Here is a 14,534-nt window from a genome sequence, read left to right as displayed (position 1 = left end):
CCAGTTTACTCAAAAAGGGTGAAAGATATCACCCTTTTCAGGGAATCTTCTTTCAGGAGGTGCATCACCAGACGGTCTACCCCCAGGGCAACTCCCGAGGAGCGGGGAAGCTCGGCCGGAGGTTGCAGAAAGGAGGGGTCCCAGGGTTCTTCCGTCTGCCCGGGGTCGAGTCCGGGAGGGCTTTTCTCCCGCGACTGCTCTTCCAGAAACTGCCGTATTACGGCGGGGCTGGTCTCCTCGCCAAAGCAGTTGGCGATTTCAATCCCCCCCAGGTAGAGTTCCCACCGGTCTGCCCAGGGGGTTCCGGGGATGTTCCGGGCCAGGGTTGGAACTGCTGCGGGATAGCCCGTGAGAAAGACGGGGCGGTCCCTGGGTAGCCCGGGTTCCACGTGGCTCAGAAAGATGCGCTGAAAGAGGTCCTCCCAGGTCTCGCCGGGTTCTATCTGCAGGCAAAGGCCTCGCTGAAGTGCTTCCCGGGCAAGACGTTCCCGGTTTTCCCGCTCTTCTCCTGCCAGGGTTGCCGCCAGGCCGATGCCCGCCCAGCGGAGCCAGGCCTCTTCCATGGAGATCACCAGGGGCTGGTTGGTCTCGCCCAGCTCCCGCAGGAGGTCCTGTGTCAGGTGCAGCGAGTCGGTGCTGTCGGCATCTACGGTGTAGTATTCCAGCATGGTGAACTCCGGGCTGTGCCAGGGGCCGGGGGTCTCGGCGTTGCGGAAGCTGTGGGTGATCTCGTAGAGACTCCCCGATCCGGCCGCCAGAAGCTGTTTCAGGTGGTATTCCGGTGAGGGCAACAGAAAGAGCGGGTCTCCGGCCGGGGCCAGGGTCGTAGCAAAGAGCTTGATGTGTGCCTCGGGGATGGGAGTTCGTGTGAGCTGGGGGGTTTCCACCGCCAGGTATCCCCGGGTGTCAAAGAAGGAGCGAAGGCGGCGCAGAATCTCTGCCCGCGCCTGGAGAGCCGCGATCGATGCTGAAGGTCCGGTCATTCCGGGAAGATACACGAAAGGAGTGGAATCAAACAATGCGCTCCATTAAGGTATAGCTATGGGTGAAGAGATGAATGATTTTGAGGAAGACCTGGAGAACCTCGAGGACTACTGCGAGGAGCAGGACCGGGCCTATCTGGATCGCCTGGAAGAGGAGTTCTTCCAGCCTCCGTCCGATCAGGGGGCGCCCATGGAGGAGAAAAAGAGTCCCTTCGGTGAACTGGAAGATCTGGACGAGATCGGGGAAGGCTGAGAAACTGCAGGTCATGGATATGACGAACCTTCCGAACCGGCGTGGTACCGGTGCGTTCAAATGGGACCTGGCCAAATCCGGAGAGATTCCCCTCTGGGTCGCCGATATGGATTATCCCGTGGCTCCCGGGATTGTGGAGGCCCTGGAGGAGCGGGTTGCTCACCCTGTCTTTGGCTATACCCTGGTGCCGGACTCGTATTACCAGGCTTTCTGCCGGTGGCAGCTCGAGCGGAACCACTGGGAGATCTCGCCGGATCATCTGGTTGCTGCGCCGGGGGTGATGCCCTCGATTTCTCTTCTGATCGAGGCCTGGACCGCTCCGGGCGAGGCGGTGGCAATGTTTTCGCCCGTCTATTTTCCTTTCTTCGAGGTGGTGGAGCAGCTCCAGCGACGGGTGGTGACAGTTCCTCTGGGCGTGGAGAGGACGCCCGAGGGGCCTCGTCAGGTGATTGACCCTGATCGTCTTGATCAGGCGCTGGATCAGGCCCGGGTCCTCCTGGTGTGCTCTCCCCATAACCCCGGTGGAAGGGTCTGGTCCCGGCAGGAGCTGGAGACCATAGCCGAGGCGGCCCGGCGGCGGGGTGTCCGGGTTATCTCCGACGAGATTCACGGCGATCTGATCTTTCCCGGGGAGCGGTTCGTTCCGTGGCACGCTCTGAGTGGTGCAGACCCCCGGGATGTGGCGCTCCAGGCCCCGAGCAAGACCTTTAACATTGCGGGCCTTCCCACGGCGATGGCGATAATTCCTGATGCGAAAGAACGACAACTCTTTCTGGATGCCCTGCATCGGCGCAAGCAGGATCTGTCCAATATTCTGGCGATCACCGCTGCCGAGGCGGGGTATTCCCGGGGAGCCTCCTGGCTGGAGGGGGTGTGTCGGGCGGTTTGGGAAAACCGCCAGCTCCTGCGGCAGGATCTTGCCCGGGAGCCAGGGGTGGAGGTCTACGCTGCCGAAGGAACTTTTGTGCCCTGGGTAGATTGCTCTGTCCGGTGGCAGAATCGGCCTGATGCCAGTGAACAGTTTTGTCTGATGGCCCGTCGCGAGGGAGTCTGGGTCTCCCAGGGCAGGCAGTTCGGGCCCGAGGGTGAGGGACACCTGCGGGTCAACGTGGCCACCTCGCCGGGGATACTCCGGGAGGGTCTCTCGCGGTTGCGGCGAACGCTGGAACTCTTCGACGGACAAGGCCTTCGCGGTGGCCGGGCCGAGGGGAAATGAGCCAGGTCCGGGCGGCTCTTCTGACGGCCCTGCCCCAGGAGCTGGCGCCCCTTGTGGCGTCCTGGGGGGTGAGTCGCCCCAGGACGGGGGTGGTCTACCGGGGTGAGGGAGCTGAGGGTGAGGCTTTGGCGGCCTTTTGCTCTGGCCCCGGAACGATCGCCGCAGCTCTGGGGGCCGCCCGGTTTCTGAGTCAGGTCAAGCCCCGGGCTCTGGTCATGGGGGGGATCGCTGCGGCGGGCGGCGATGGTGCGCGCCCGGGGGACCTGGTTCTGGCCGACCGTTTGGGGTTCTATGGGGTTGATGTAACGGCCCTGGGAGTTGCTCCGGGAGCGCTTCGCAAGGGAGAGTCTCCGGAACGGGATGCTCCGCTGAGTCCCGATCTGGTCGTGGGGGCTGATCTCCATCGACATCTCCATCGCCGTCTCCGGGGCCAGCTGCGGAGGGGGGTGATCCTCACGGGAGATTGCTTTCTTGACTCGCGTCTTCTGGCTGAGCTGCCTCCGGTCTGGCAGGAACGGATAGCCCGGGCTCAGGCGCTGGATATGGAGAGCGCTGCCTGGGCGGTTGCTGCCGATCAGGCCGGGGTGCCCTGGCTGGCGGCTCGATACATCTCGGACGATCCCTTTCGGGACGAACGGCTCTCCTTTGCTGAATCGTGCCGCAGGGCTGGTGAAAATCTTGATCTGATTCTGCAATTATTACTTCCCTGCAGGGCCTGACCCTGTTACCATAGATTCCCGAATATCCGGGTCCGTCGGACCACCACGAGGAGCAGGCCCATGATTCCGCGAAAGTTTGAGTTGTTGCCCGAGCATCTCTATCCGTCCCAGGAATGGGCCATTGTGGAGACCGCCTTTTCCCAGCCCTGGATGGGTAACGCCGAGACGATCTTTGCGCTCTCCAATGGCTTTATTGGCGTTCGGGGGCTTCCCGAGGAGGGGCGTCCCACCATCGAATCAGCCTCGTTCTGCAACGGGTTTCACGAAACCTGGCCCATTGTTCACGCCGAGGAGGCCTACGGGTTTGCCCGCACCGGACAGACCATGGTGAACGTTCCCGATGCCACGCTCCTCAAGCTGTATGTGGATGACGAGCCGTTCTTCCTTCCCACGGCCCGCATGGTGGAGTACCACCGGGAACTCGATTTCCGTACCGGCGTGCTTTCCCGTACCATTCATTGGGCCGCTCCGTCAGGCAAGCAGGTCTATATCACCTCACGGCGACTGGTTTCTCTGGAGTACCGCCATCTGGCGGCGATCTCCTACGAGGTCACCGTCGATACCGATGCTCCCGTGGTGATCTCCTCACAACTTCTGAACCGTCAGGACAGCTTTGCTTCAGACGAACGGGGGAACGGCGGGCCTCTCTCGGATCCCCGGCGGTCCAAGGGGTTTACCCAGCGGGTTCTGAACGCCCGGCACCACCTGGAGCGGGATTTGCGGGTCTGCACGGGCTATCGCACCACTAATTCCGGCATGGTTCTCGGGGCGGGCATGGACCACATTATGGAGACCGACAATCCCTGGCAGATGCAGCGATCCTGGAGCGAGGATCTGGGGAAGGTGGTCTTTACTGTGGACGCCAGACCAAATGTGCCGATAAACATTACCAAGTTTTTCACCTACCACACCTCCCGAACCGTTCCTGCCGTTGAGGTGGTGGACCGGGCCTGCCGTACTTTGGACAGGGCGATGCGTGACGGCTACCAGCATCTGGAAGAGCGGCAGCGATCTTTTCTGGGGGAGTTCTGGAGCCATGCCGATGTCCAGGTGGATGCCGAGCCCCAGGTTCAGCAGGCTATTCGCTGGAATATCTTTCAGCTCTGCCAGGCCTCGGCCCGGGCCGAGACCACGGGGATTCCCGCCAAGGGGCTCACCGGTCAGGCCTACGAGGGGCATTACTTCTGGGATACCGAGATTTATGTTACCCCTTTTCTGACCTATACGGACCCCCGGGTTTCGCGAAACCTGCTGCGCTTTCGCCATTCCATGCTGGGCCACGCCCGGGATCGGGCCCGGGAGCTTTCGGAATCGGGAGCCCTTTTCCCCTGGCGGACGATTAACGGCGAAGAGGCTTCTTCCTACTACGCTGCCGGAACGGCGCAGTACCATATAAACGCCGATATTGCCTACGCCATAAAGAATTACCTCGACGCCCGGGGCGATTTTGACCTGGTGGCCGAGGTGGGCGCCGAGATTCTGGTGGAAACGGCCCGGCTCTGGTGTGATCTGGGCTTCTTCAGCCCCGAAACGGGGGACTTTCACATTCACGGGGTAACCGGTCCTGACGAGTACACCACCGTGGTGAACGATAATACCTTTACCAACCTTATGGCCCGACGGAACCTGCGGTTTGCTGCTGCCATGGTGCGGCGTCTGCGGGAAGAGCGGCCCGAGGCTTACGCTCACCTGGTGCACGAGACAGGGCTCATTGAAACTGAGTGGGCCGAGTGGGATCTTGCCGCCGACGCCATGTATATTCCCTTTGATATGGAACGGGGAATTCTGCCCCAGGACGACAATTTCCTGGAAAAGGAGCGCTGGGATTTTGCCGGCACGCCCATAGACCGATATCCTCTTCTGTTGCACTTCCATCCCCTGGTGATCTACCGCCATCAGGTGATCAAGCAGGCCGACGTGGTCCTGGCCATGGTTCTCCTGGGCGATGAGTTTACCCTGGAAGACAAGCGACGCAACTTCGACTACTACGATCCCCTCACCACAGGAGATTCCTCCCTCTCGGCCTGCGTGCAGTCTATTCTTGCTGCCGAGATCGGTTACGAAGAGAAGGCCCTGGAATATTTTCAGTACGCCCTTTTCATGGATCTGGCCAACGTGGCGGGCAATGTGGTGGACGGTGCCCACATCGCGTCCACCGGTGGAGTCTGGATGGCGATTACCTACGGGTTCGGGGGAATGCGGAATTACAATGGTGCCCTGAGCTTTGATCCCCGTTTGCCCTCAACCTGGGGCAGCCTCTCCTTTCGCATCCGGTATCACGAAAGCCGGATCGAGGTAACCCTTGAACGGGAGTGCTACCGGTTCGAGCTGATCGAGGGGGATCCCGCAGATATTACCGTTTGCGGAACTCCCCTGAAGCTGCTTCCCGGAAAGCCCCTGGAGGTGGCGGCCCCGGAAGCAAAACCGGAGTGAGAGGATGAGTGAGGCGGTTGCCCAAGTGACCGAAATGATGCAATTCTATCAGGCATGACCAAAAGCATCTTTCTGAACACCCTGGTGATCGCTGTGACGGTTGCTTTTGCGGCAGCGGTAGCCCTGCCTGCCCAGGAACCGGATTCGGCCCTAGGCGATCCCCGGGACGTGGATGTTCTTGCCGGCATGATCAATGACCCTCCATCGGGGTTCCTTCTCCTCGATGTCCGGACGCAGGATGAATACGAGAACGGCCATATTCCTGCGGCGCTCCACCGGGATCTGCAGGTTCTGGAAGAGGAGATGGCCCAGGGGGACCGGACGCAGCTGGTGGTTCTCTATTGCCGGTCGGGCCGGCGCAGCGCCGAGGCGGCTCGGGTTCTCCGTTCCCTGGGGTATCAGCGGGTCTACGATTTTGGCGCCCTCCACCGCTGGACCGGTGCGCTTTCCAGTTAGCCCGGCGCCGAAGCACCTGTGGTAACAGCCATCAAGATATAGCACGACACAACCAGAAAAGCAGAAATCAGAGGAAATCATGTCCAGTAATACAACCTATGGGGTGCTCCAAAGCTGGGAGCTCCCCGATTTTCGTGGTACAGGTACCCTGTACCGCCACCTCAAGAGCGGAGCCCAGGTGTTCCATCTGGCCAACGACGATCCGGAAAATATGTTTGCCTTCTCCTTCGCAACTCTTCCCGAGGATTCCACCGGTGTGGCCCATATTCTGGAGCATACCGTGCTCTGCGGATCCCGGGAGTTTCCCCTGAAGGATCCCTTCCTCCAGCTTTTGAAGGGGTCGGTTAATACCTTTCTGAACGCCATGACCTACCCCGACAAGACTGTCTACCCCGCAGCGAGCCCCGTGCGGCAGGACCTGTTCAACATGATGAAGGTCTACGGCGATGCCGTGTTTCACCCCCTTCTGAAACCGGAGTTTTTTCGTCAGGAGGGGCACCGTTTGCAGTTTACCCCCCAGGGCGATCTGGAGATTACGGGCATTGTCTACAACGAGATGAAGGGTAATTATTCCAGCCCGGATTCGATCGCTGCCGAGAAATGCTACCAGTCGCTCTTTCCCGATACGCTCTATCGTCACGATTCCGGAGGCGATCCGGCGGTAATTCCCGAGCTCACCTTCGAGGAGTTCGAAGAATTTCACCGCCGGTATTATCACCCTTCGAATGCCCGGATTATCCTCTACGGCGATATTCCTGCCGAGGAGTACCTTGAGTTTCTGGATCGGGAGTTCCTTGGTGCCTTTCAGGAGAGCACCACCTTTCTGGTTCAGGACGAGCAGCCCCGGTGGGAGGCTCCCCGGGTTTTCGAGACCACCTATCCCGTGGAGCCTCAGGAGGATCTCTCGCGGCGCAGCTCCGTTACCCTGAACTGGCTGCTTTTCCCTGTCACCGAGACACGGCGGCTCCTTGCTGCCTCAATCCTGACGGAGATTCTTCTGGGGAATAGCGGGGCACCTCTCACCAAGGCTTTGATCGACAGTGGTCTGGGGCAGGATGTCTCTCCCGTGTTTGGCCTGGAAACGGATCTGCGCGAAGCAGTTTTTTCCGTGGGGCTCCGTGGTACCGATACCGACCAGGCTCAGGCTATCGAGGAGCTCACCCTTTCGACCCTCCGTGATCTTGCCCGGAAGGGCTTCGAGCCGGAGCTGGTGGAAGGAGCTCTTCGACGGGTTGAGTTTCACCACCGGGAGCAGAAAAGCGGTCCCAGCGGAATGCGGGTGATGAACAGGGTTTTGCGCTCCTGGATGTACGGGGGGAGCCCCGCAGCGGGTCTGCGTTTCAGCGAGGATCTGGAGGCCCTGCGGGATCGCCTGAGCCGGGACCCGCGCTTTTTTGAGGCGATGATAGAGGAACTCCTTCTGGACAACACCCACCGTTCTACCGTGATCGTTCGTCCCGATCCTGATCAGACCCGGCGGGAAGAGGAGGCGCTCCGAGAGGAGCTGGCCCGGCGTCGGGATTCCCTGATCGAGGCTGAAGAGGAGCAGATCCGTCGGGAAACGGCCGATCTGGAGAGGCTTCAGACCGAGCCCGACGATCCTCGCGCGGTAGAGACGGTTCCCTTTCTCTCCCTGGAGGATGTTCCCCGGGAGATTCGCCGTACTCCCTTTCTGCTGGAGCCGCTGGGATCCGGGGCGTCGTTGTATCGGCATAACGAGGCTACCCGGGGAATCCTCTACCTGGATCTGGCTTTTGATTTCGGGCGGCTCTCCCCCCGGGAAGAGGCGCTCCTGAATCTTCTGGGCGGGGCCTTCACCGAGACAGGTCTGCCGGGCCTCTCCTTTGATCAGTTCAACCGCCAGGTGAACCTCAAGACGGGAGGCATCTCGGTCTACGTTTCCAATCAGACTCACCTGAAGGACCTTTCCCGGGTGCGCCGCCTGTTCATGGTTCGGCTCAAGGTTCTCGATCGGGCCTGGCAGGAGGGCGCGGAACTCCTGAAGCGCCTCCTGGGGGAGATCGATTTTTCCGATTCTGCCCGGCTGGTTCAAATTCTGGAGGAGATGCTTCAGGAGATGCTGGGCGGCGTGGTTCCTGCCGGGAACTATTTCGCGGGGTTGAGGGCTCTGCGGGGGCTCAACGGTCTGCTGGCGGCGGAAGAAGAGATCAACGGTATCTCCCAACTCCTGCACCTGCGCCGGATGGTTCAGGAGGACCCCGATGCTCTGGGCCGGGAGTTGCTGGCCCTTGCCCTGCGCCTGATGGACCCTGCCCGGGTGAACGTGAATATCACCGGTTCGAAGCCCCTGGCCGATGAGCTTTCCCGGTGGCTCCCCTCTTTGCTGGAGACCCTTCGAAGCCGACGGGAGGCCTTCTCCCGTGAAGGGGGCCTGGAAGAAGAGGTCTTCCTCGGCGAGGGGGATGTGCCCGGGGTGATTCTGCCTCCCGGGACCGCACCGGGCCGGGAGTATCTTTTGGCCTCGGCAGGAGTTTCCTATGTGGCAGCGGCCTTGCGGGGTGTTTCCTTCGGGGAGCCCCTGGCGGCGGCCCAGGACGTGGTTGCCCATCTTCTTCGAACAGGCCTGCTCTGGGAGAAGATCCGTATGCAGGGCGGTGCCTACGGGGCTTTCGCCCAGAGCCGCACCGCCGAAGGGGTTTTCAGCTTTGCCAGTTACCGGGATCCTCACTGTGCCAGGACGATCCGGGCCTACCAGGAGTCGCTCCGGGAGCTGGCTCGGGAAGAGGTATCTCCAGGAGTTCTCGATCTGGCCAAGGTGAGTATGCTCGGCCGGGAGCTGCGACCTCTGACGCCACGGGAAGCGGGTTTTATGAACTTTCGGCGACGCCTGCTGGGGGTCGACGACGAGCTGCGGCAGATGACACGCGATCAGGTGCGGGCTGTTTCGCCCGGCGAGATCCGCCAGGTGGCCGAGTTGCTCGGGGAAAACTTCTCGGAGGCTTCTCTGGCGGTGCTGGGTGGCAAGGCTGCCCTGAAGGAGTTGCGCCGGGACGAGACCCTGCCAGGAAGGACGGGGGAGTTCGTTCTCACAGAGCTTGGTCTCTGAACCGGAAACAGAGTTACCCCAATCAGGTAGTACAAGGCGGAGCCCTGGTGTATCTTCTGGATAGTACCTTTCGATGGTATATTCGGGATAAGATAAGCAGAGAGAGAAGGAAACCATGACCAAGGCTCTTGCCGCCTTCGGAGCGGCCGTCGTATTCGTTGTTTCTCGCCACGTTCTTTCTTTCGGACTGGTCTCGACCCTGATCGTGACGGGCTTTTGTTACACCGGGATCTCCGCCTTGGGCGAGTCCTGGCCACGCCGGCTTCGGGATCGGTTTCCCTTTGGCTCTTCCCGGATCTCCGGGGCATCCCGGGGTGGTCGGTCGGACCATTCCGGAGAAGGATCGCCTGATTCCTCCCCCGAGGACCGAAAACTTCTGGAAGCGCTCTCCCTGGGGAGCCGGAAACTGGTGCAACTGCGCCGGGCCGTGGCTGTGGTCGAGGAGCAGCGGGTTCGTGCCAAGGCTCTGGCTGTGTGCGATGCAGCGGCACGGATTCTTAGCGAGATTCGCCAGGACCCGCAGAACCTCCAAAAGGCTCGCAAGTTTCTTGACTATTACCTGGACGCTACCATAACGGTGGTCGAGCGCTACGGAGGGCTGGCAAACCGGGGTGTGCGGAGTCCCGAGATGGATTCCGCCCTGCACCGTGCCGAAGCCAGCCTCGATACGATACGGATTGCCTACGAGAAACAGCTGCTTCAGCTTGTGGAAGACGATGTGATGGATCTGGACGTGGAGTTGCGGGTCCTGGAACAAACCATCCGGATGGAAGGGCTCGGCGAGCCCTGACACGGTCTGCCGTCTCTGGCCTGATTTTTGGTCCGGGAAGGTGTATTAGTATCAAGGGGATAAGGCTATGACAGAGGACACAGGAAAAACCCGACCCGAGACCGAACCGGCTTCGCCGGAGAAGGAACTGATCAGTATCGAGGATCTTGCTCCGGAGCTTCAGAATCGTGCCCGTGAGGTTGCCTCGACGGTCGATGTCCGGGATCGTCAGACCGTTGTTCAATTCGGGGTGGCTCCCCAGCGGCGTATCTCGGAGTTTGCTGAAAAGGTTCTCTCCGAGGTTCGGACCAAGGACGGAGGCGAGGCGGGGGCGATTCTCAGCGGTCTGGTCACCACAATTCGTGCGGCCGATGTGGGGAGTCTTGCCACTGAACCCTCCGGACTGGGGCGGCTCTTTGGGGGGGCAAAACGCCGGGTTAACGCCTTTCTTCAGCGCTACGAGACTCTGGCTACTCAAATTGACGGGATCGTGCGCGAGCTGGAGCAGGCCCGCATGGGGTTGCTCAGGGATATTGCGCTCCTGGATACGCTCTACACCAAGAACGGCGAGTATCTTCAGGAGCTGGATGTTCATATCGCGGCGGGCAAGCTGCTTCTTGAGGAGGTGCGCGACACGGTCCTTCCCGAATATCAGGAACGGGCTCGTACTTCGGGGGATCCCTCCCGGGCGCAGGAGCTCCAGGACATGAACCAGCTTGTTTCCCGGTTCGAGAAAAAACTCCACGATATGCAGCTCTCCCGCATGGTGGCAATTCAGACAGCTCCCCAGATCCGCCTCATCCAGGGGAACAACGAGACGCTGGTGGAGAAGATCCAGAGTTCGATCCTCACAACGATTCCCCTCTGGAAGAGCCAGGTGGTGATCGCCCTGGGGCTGGTGCGGCAGAAAAAGGCTCTGGAGTTGCAACGCCAGGTTACGGATACCACCAACGAGCTTCTGCAGAAGAATGCCCGAATGCTGCGGGAAGGCTCAACCGGTGTGGCCCGGGAGAGTGAGCGGTCCATTGTAGAGATCGAGACCCTTCAGTCGGTGAACGACGAGCTGATCGCCACGATTGAGGAGACGCTCCAGATTCAGCAGGAGGGACGGGAAAAGCGCGCCCAGGCCGAGGTGGCTCTGGCTGAAATGGAGAGCACCCTGTCCCGGAGGCTCCAGCGGATAACCGCCGAAAGCAACGAATCCTCCCGGGAGGACCGGTCGTTGTGACCGCTCCGGGGTGGGCCCTGATCACAGGAGCTACCTCTGGCCTGGGGAGAGCGCTGGCCCGACGGTGCGCCCTGGCCGGGTGGGACCTGGTGCTGGTGGCTCGCCGCGATGCGGTTTTGCAGGAACTGGAGCGGGAGATCACCCGGGAGCTGGTTGAGCGTTGTACCTCGCGGCGGATACGGCTGGTTTGCCTTGATCTTTCCGTGCCTTCGGCGGTGGATGTTCTGGAGCGAAGCCTGGCAGAGCAGGGGGTGGATCCCGAAGAGATCAACCTGTTGATCAATAACGCCGGTGTGGGCGATTACGGTCCCTTCCAGGAGCTTTCCCGGGAGCGAATCGAGCAGACCATCGCCCTGAATGTTTGCGTTGTCACCCAGGCAATTCACCGCTTTGCTCCCCGGATGAAACGGGGAAGCACCGTTTGTACTGTGGCCTCCGTGGCTTCCTTTACGCCGGGGCCGCTCATGGCTGTCTATTACGCAAGCAAGGCCTACGCCCTGAGCCTCTCGGAGTCCTTGCGGGAGGAATATCGGTCCCGGGGAATCCGCTTTGTGGCGGTCTGTCCCGGCCCCTTCCAGAGTGGCTTCCACGCCGCTGCAGGGATTGGTCCCGCAGGGCGGCTGCCCGGGGCCGACGCGGTGGCGGCCCGGGTGATGGGGGCGATCCGCCGGGGGAACGCCGTGGTGCCCGTGGGGGCAGGAGCCTGGGTCTGGTCGATGGCAGGGCCGCGGCTCCCCCGGTGGGCAGCACGCCGGATTATGCATCTTCTTCAGCGCCGACGTTCCTGAATCTACATCTTGAACCAACGTTCTTGAACGGTTGTCCTCATTGGTCTACAATACCCGAGGTGTTTGTAAACACTCTGGCCCGGGCATTCCCGCCAGGGTGAGCTTGCAAGCAGTTTGGATAATCACAATTCCAGTTCCCACGAAGGAGAGACGGTATGTCTAAAATGAAAGTACGGTCGGGAGTTCTTACCGGCAACGAGTTGCAGGAGGTTTTTGCCTACTGTAAGGAGACCAAGTGTGCCCTTCCTGCGGTGAACGTGATCGGTTCGTCCACGATCAACGCAGCTATGTACGCAGCAAAACAGGCAAATAGTCCTATTATTATTCAGTTTTCCAACGGCGGGGCTGTCTTTAACGCAGGAAAGTACCTGGACAACACCAACCAGCGTGCGGCCGTGGCGGGGGCTGTGGCAGGAGCGCATCACATTCGGATGCTTTCCAAGCTCTACGAGGTTCCCGTGATTCTTCATACCGACCACTGCGCACGGAAGCTTCTTCCCTGGGTAGACGGTATGCTCGAGGCGGGCGAAGAGTACTTCAAGTCCACAGGAGAGCCCCTCTACAGCTCCCACATGCTGGATCTCTCGGAAGAGGATCTGGAGGCAAATATCAAGACCTGCGCCGAGTACCTGGAGCGCATGGCAAAGATCAACATGACTCTGGAGATCGAACTGGGTGTTACCGGTGGCGAAGAGGATGGCGTGGACAACAGCCACATCGATTCTTCCCGTCTCTACACCCAGCCGGAAGAGGTGCTCCAGGCCTACGATGCCCTGAACCCTCTTGGCAAGTTCACCGTGGCTGCCGCTTTCGGAAACACCCACGGGGTGTACAAGCCCGGTAACGTGATGCTTCGTCCCGAGATTCTCAAGCATTCCCAGGCCATGATCCGTCAGGAGCGGGGCCGAAGCGAGGAGAAGCCCCTGGATCTGGTTTTTCACGGAGGGTCCGGCTCGGAGCAGGCCAAGATCACCGAGGCGATCGAGTACGGTGTGATCAAGATGAACATCGACACCGATACCCAGTGGGCCTTCACGCGGCCTGTCCGGGAGTACATGGATGCAAACCATGACTACCTGATGGCTCAGATCGGAAACCCCGAGGGCGAGGACAAGCCCAACAAGAAGTATATCGATCCCCGGGCCTGGATGGTGGCGGGCGAGAAGGGGTATGCCGAACGCCTGGTTCAGGCCTTCCGGGACCTGAACGCTTTTGATCAGTTTGATCTTGGTTGATCGGATCAGCCGGTGATATCCTTCGGTGCAGCGCGGGGAGAACACTCCCTGCGCTGGTATCCGCTTGATACTACGGCGATCATCTTTCCCCCGGCCCTCTCCTCCCGTTTTACCACGGTCTTCAGAATCTCGGCGCGTCTGGAAGAGCCTGTTGATCTTGCTTCACTGGAGCAGGCAACGGCTGCGCTCTATCGTCGCGCACCCTATTTCTGTGTTCGACTCCGGCAGGGGCTTTTCTGGTACTATCTGGAAGAGTGTCCTCCTGCGGGAGTGCTCCGGGACGACGGGTTTCCCTGCATGGATTTTCCCAAGCGGGGTGGGGCTCGGCCTCTTATTGTGGTGCGGGCCCGGGGATGCCGCATAGCGGTGGAGGTCTCCCACGTCCTCACCGACGGAAGGGGCGCGCTGCTCTTCTTGAGGACTCTTCTGGAGATGTACAGCGCTGTCCTCCGGGGTGAACCCTTCGATGGTGCTTCTCAATTGGACAGTGAACGTTCCGGCGAAGACCGGCATCCCCCCGGGGTTGGCGATATCCTGCGGCCGGGCGAACCCGAGTCCTGGGAGACCCGCTACGCCAGCAGGCTTTTCTATCGGCCGGGGCAGCCGCATCCGCCCTCCTATTCCTTGGCCTGGCATGTGCCTGGTCCTCTGCTTGCGCGGGGGCGTTATCGTGTCACCACCGGACGTTATCCCCTGGAGCGGGTCAAGGAGATCGCTCGTGGCATGGGCGTTTCTGTAACGGATCTCTTCCTGGCTCTTTTCATGTACGCCTTCCAGATATGTTACCACCGGGAGCACCAGCCCCGGCGGCATCGACGGCCCCTTCGCATTCTGGTTCCCGTGGATATGCGTCCTGGCACGGGGTTGCGGACGATGCGGAACTTTTTTGTCTACGCCATGGTGGAACTTGATCAGCGGCTGGGGGTCTACCAGGTGGATGAAATCGCCCGGAACGTGCACCATCAGCTTCGGGCGCAGCTGGATCCCCGGAGTCTGCGAAAGCAGGTGGCGCGCAACGTGGCCGCCCGGAAAAACTGGTTCAACCGGTCAATTCCGGTCTTCCTGAAGGATCTGATCCTGCGGGGAGTCTATCGCTTCCAGGGCGAGGCGGTTAATACGGCGAGTTTTTCCAATCTGGGTGAGGTTTCGCTCTCCCGGGAGACCGCCGGGAAGGTTCTCGATTTCGACTTTCTGCCGCCCCCCTCGGCTGTGACGGGGCCGAACATGACGCTTGTTTCCTTTCGGGGAATCGTCTCGGTGAGTTTTGGAAGTCTCCGACGCGATCCTGTGGTGGAGCGGAGTTTCTTCCAGACCCTGGCATCCCTGGGAATCCAGGGGGATCTCATAACGAATTGACCCTGCGCGGCAGGAGAAAAGCGGAGGTACA

The 14,534-nt window shown here is 60.7% G+C and carries 12 protein-coding genes; 11 read left to right on the top strand and 1 reads right to left on the bottom strand.

Annotated features, from left to right (window positions below; genetic code table 11):
- Positions 1-5: 5 nt before the first annotated feature.
- Positions 6-983, bottom strand: coding sequence for an EF-P lysine aminoacylase GenX (locus BW950_RS07330; protein WP_076488714.1), 978 nt, complete (start codon positions 981-983; stop codon positions 6-8).
- A 70-nt stretch (positions 984-1,053) separates the two neighbouring features.
- Here BW950_RS07330 and BW950_RS15115 point away from each other — a divergent pair, with 70 nt between their 5' ends.
- The 11 genes from BW950_RS15115 (at position 1,054) to BW950_RS07275 (ending at position 14,503) form a co-directional block, all read left to right on the top strand.
- Entirely contained in the window at positions 1,054-1,236 is a 183-nt protein-coding gene (locus BW950_RS15115) for a hypothetical protein (RefSeq protein ID WP_159438752.1), read from the top strand.
- A 13-nt stretch (positions 1,237-1,249) separates the two neighbouring features.
- Positions 1,250-2,452 (top strand): MalY/PatB family protein, encoded by a 1,203-nt coding sequence (locus BW950_RS07320; protein WP_234969051.1) that lies wholly within the window; start codon positions 1,250-1,252, stop codon positions 2,450-2,452.
- Positions 2,449-3,171 carry a 5'-methylthioadenosine/S-adenosylhomocysteine nucleosidase family protein gene (locus BW950_RS07315; RefSeq protein ID WP_076488641.1) on the top strand — a complete coding sequence of 241 codons (723 nt, stop codon included), beginning with the start codon at positions 2,449-2,451 and terminating at the stop codon, positions 3,169-3,171. Before BW950_RS07320 ends, BW950_RS07315 begins: the two co-directional genes overlap by 4 nt.
- Before the next feature lie 60 nt (positions 3,172-3,231).
- Entirely contained in the window at positions 3,232-5,604 is a 2,373-nt protein-coding gene (locus BW950_RS07310) for a glycoside hydrolase family 65 protein (RefSeq protein ID WP_076488640.1), read from the top strand.
- A 54-nt stretch (positions 5,605-5,658) separates the two neighbouring features.
- Positions 5,659-6,060: a rhodanese-like domain-containing protein gene (locus BW950_RS07305; protein ID WP_076488639.1), complete on the top strand. Its 402-nt coding sequence runs from the start codon at positions 5,659-5,661 to the stop codon at positions 6,058-6,060.
- 79 nt (positions 6,061-6,139) lie between these two features.
- Positions 6,140-9,127: an insulinase family protein gene (locus tag BW950_RS07300; protein WP_076488638.1), complete on the top strand. Its 2,988-nt coding sequence runs from the start codon at positions 6,140-6,142 to the stop codon at positions 9,125-9,127.
- Between the two features lie 115 nt (positions 9,128-9,242).
- A complete protein-coding gene (locus BW950_RS07295; RefSeq protein WP_076488637.1) occupies positions 9,243-9,917 on the top strand; it encodes a 5-bromo-4-chloroindolyl phosphate hydrolysis family protein in 675 nt (224 codons plus the stop codon).
- Between the two features lie 67 nt (positions 9,918-9,984).
- Complete coding sequence (locus BW950_RS07290) at positions 9,985-11,124, top strand: toxic anion resistance protein (protein WP_076488636.1); 1,140 nt, start codon at positions 9,985-9,987, stop codon at positions 11,122-11,124.
- Positions 11,121-11,912 (top strand): SDR family NAD(P)-dependent oxidoreductase, encoded by a 792-nt coding sequence (locus BW950_RS07285; RefSeq protein WP_076488635.1) that lies wholly within the window; start codon positions 11,121-11,123, stop codon positions 11,910-11,912. The genes BW950_RS07290 and BW950_RS07285 overlap by 4 nt, the downstream gene beginning before the upstream one ends.
- A 155-nt stretch (positions 11,913-12,067) precedes the next feature.
- The gene (fbaA, locus tag BW950_RS07280) at positions 12,068-13,147 is read left to right on the top strand and encodes a class II fructose-bisphosphate aldolase (protein WP_076488634.1); all 1,080 of its coding nucleotides are present in this window, start codon (positions 12,068-12,070) and stop codon (positions 13,145-13,147) included.
- Positions 13,148-13,159: 12 nt separating this feature from the next.
- Positions 13,160-14,503 (top strand): condensation domain-containing protein, encoded by a 1,344-nt coding sequence (locus BW950_RS07275; RefSeq protein ID WP_076488633.1) that lies wholly within the window; start codon positions 13,160-13,162, stop codon positions 14,501-14,503.
- The last annotated feature ends 31 nt before the right edge of the window (positions 14,504-14,534 follow it).

Origin of the sequence: Alkalispirochaeta americana, assembly GCF_900156105.1 — a bacterium.
GTDB classification, from domain to species: domain Bacteria; phylum Spirochaetota; class Spirochaetia; order DSM-27196; family Alkalispirochaetaceae; genus Alkalispirochaeta; species Alkalispirochaeta americana.
Note: the sequence above shows the minus strand (reverse complement) of the source record. Positions and strands in the feature narration are given on the sequence as shown.

Bases quoted from the DNA above. Each gene is read 5' to 3' on its own strand.
- BW950_RS07330 (WP_076488714.1), bottom strand. From the start codon at position 983: ATGACCGGACCTTCAGCATCGATCGCGGCTCTCCAGGCGCGGGCAGAG.
- BW950_RS15115 (WP_159438752.1), top strand. From the start codon at position 1,054: ATGAATGATTTTGAGGAAGACCTGGAGAACCTCGAGGACTACTGCGAG.
- BW950_RS07320 (WP_234969051.1), top strand. From the start codon at position 1,250: ATGGATATGACGAACCTTCCGAACCGGCGTGGTACCGGTGCGTTCAAA.
- BW950_RS07315 (WP_076488641.1), top strand. From the start codon at position 2,449: ATGAGCCAGGTCCGGGCGGCTCTTCTGACGGCCCTGCCCCAGGAGCTG.
- BW950_RS07310 (WP_076488640.1), top strand. From the start codon at position 3,232: ATGATTCCGCGAAAGTTTGAGTTGTTGCCCGAGCATCTCTATCCGTCC.
- BW950_RS07305 (WP_076488639.1), top strand. From the start codon at position 5,659: ATGACCAAAAGCATCTTTCTGAACACCCTGGTGATCGCTGTGACGGTT.
- BW950_RS07300 (WP_076488638.1), top strand. From the start codon at position 6,140: ATGTCCAGTAATACAACCTATGGGGTGCTCCAAAGCTGGGAGCTCCCC.
- BW950_RS07295 (WP_076488637.1), top strand. From the start codon at position 9,243: ATGACCAAGGCTCTTGCCGCCTTCGGAGCGGCCGTCGTATTCGTTGTT.
- BW950_RS07290 (WP_076488636.1), top strand. From the start codon at position 9,985: ATGACAGAGGACACAGGAAAAACCCGACCCGAGACCGAACCGGCTTCG.
- fbaA (WP_076488634.1), top strand. From the start codon at position 12,068: ATGTCTAAAATGAAAGTACGGTCGGGAGTTCTTACCGGCAACGAGTTG.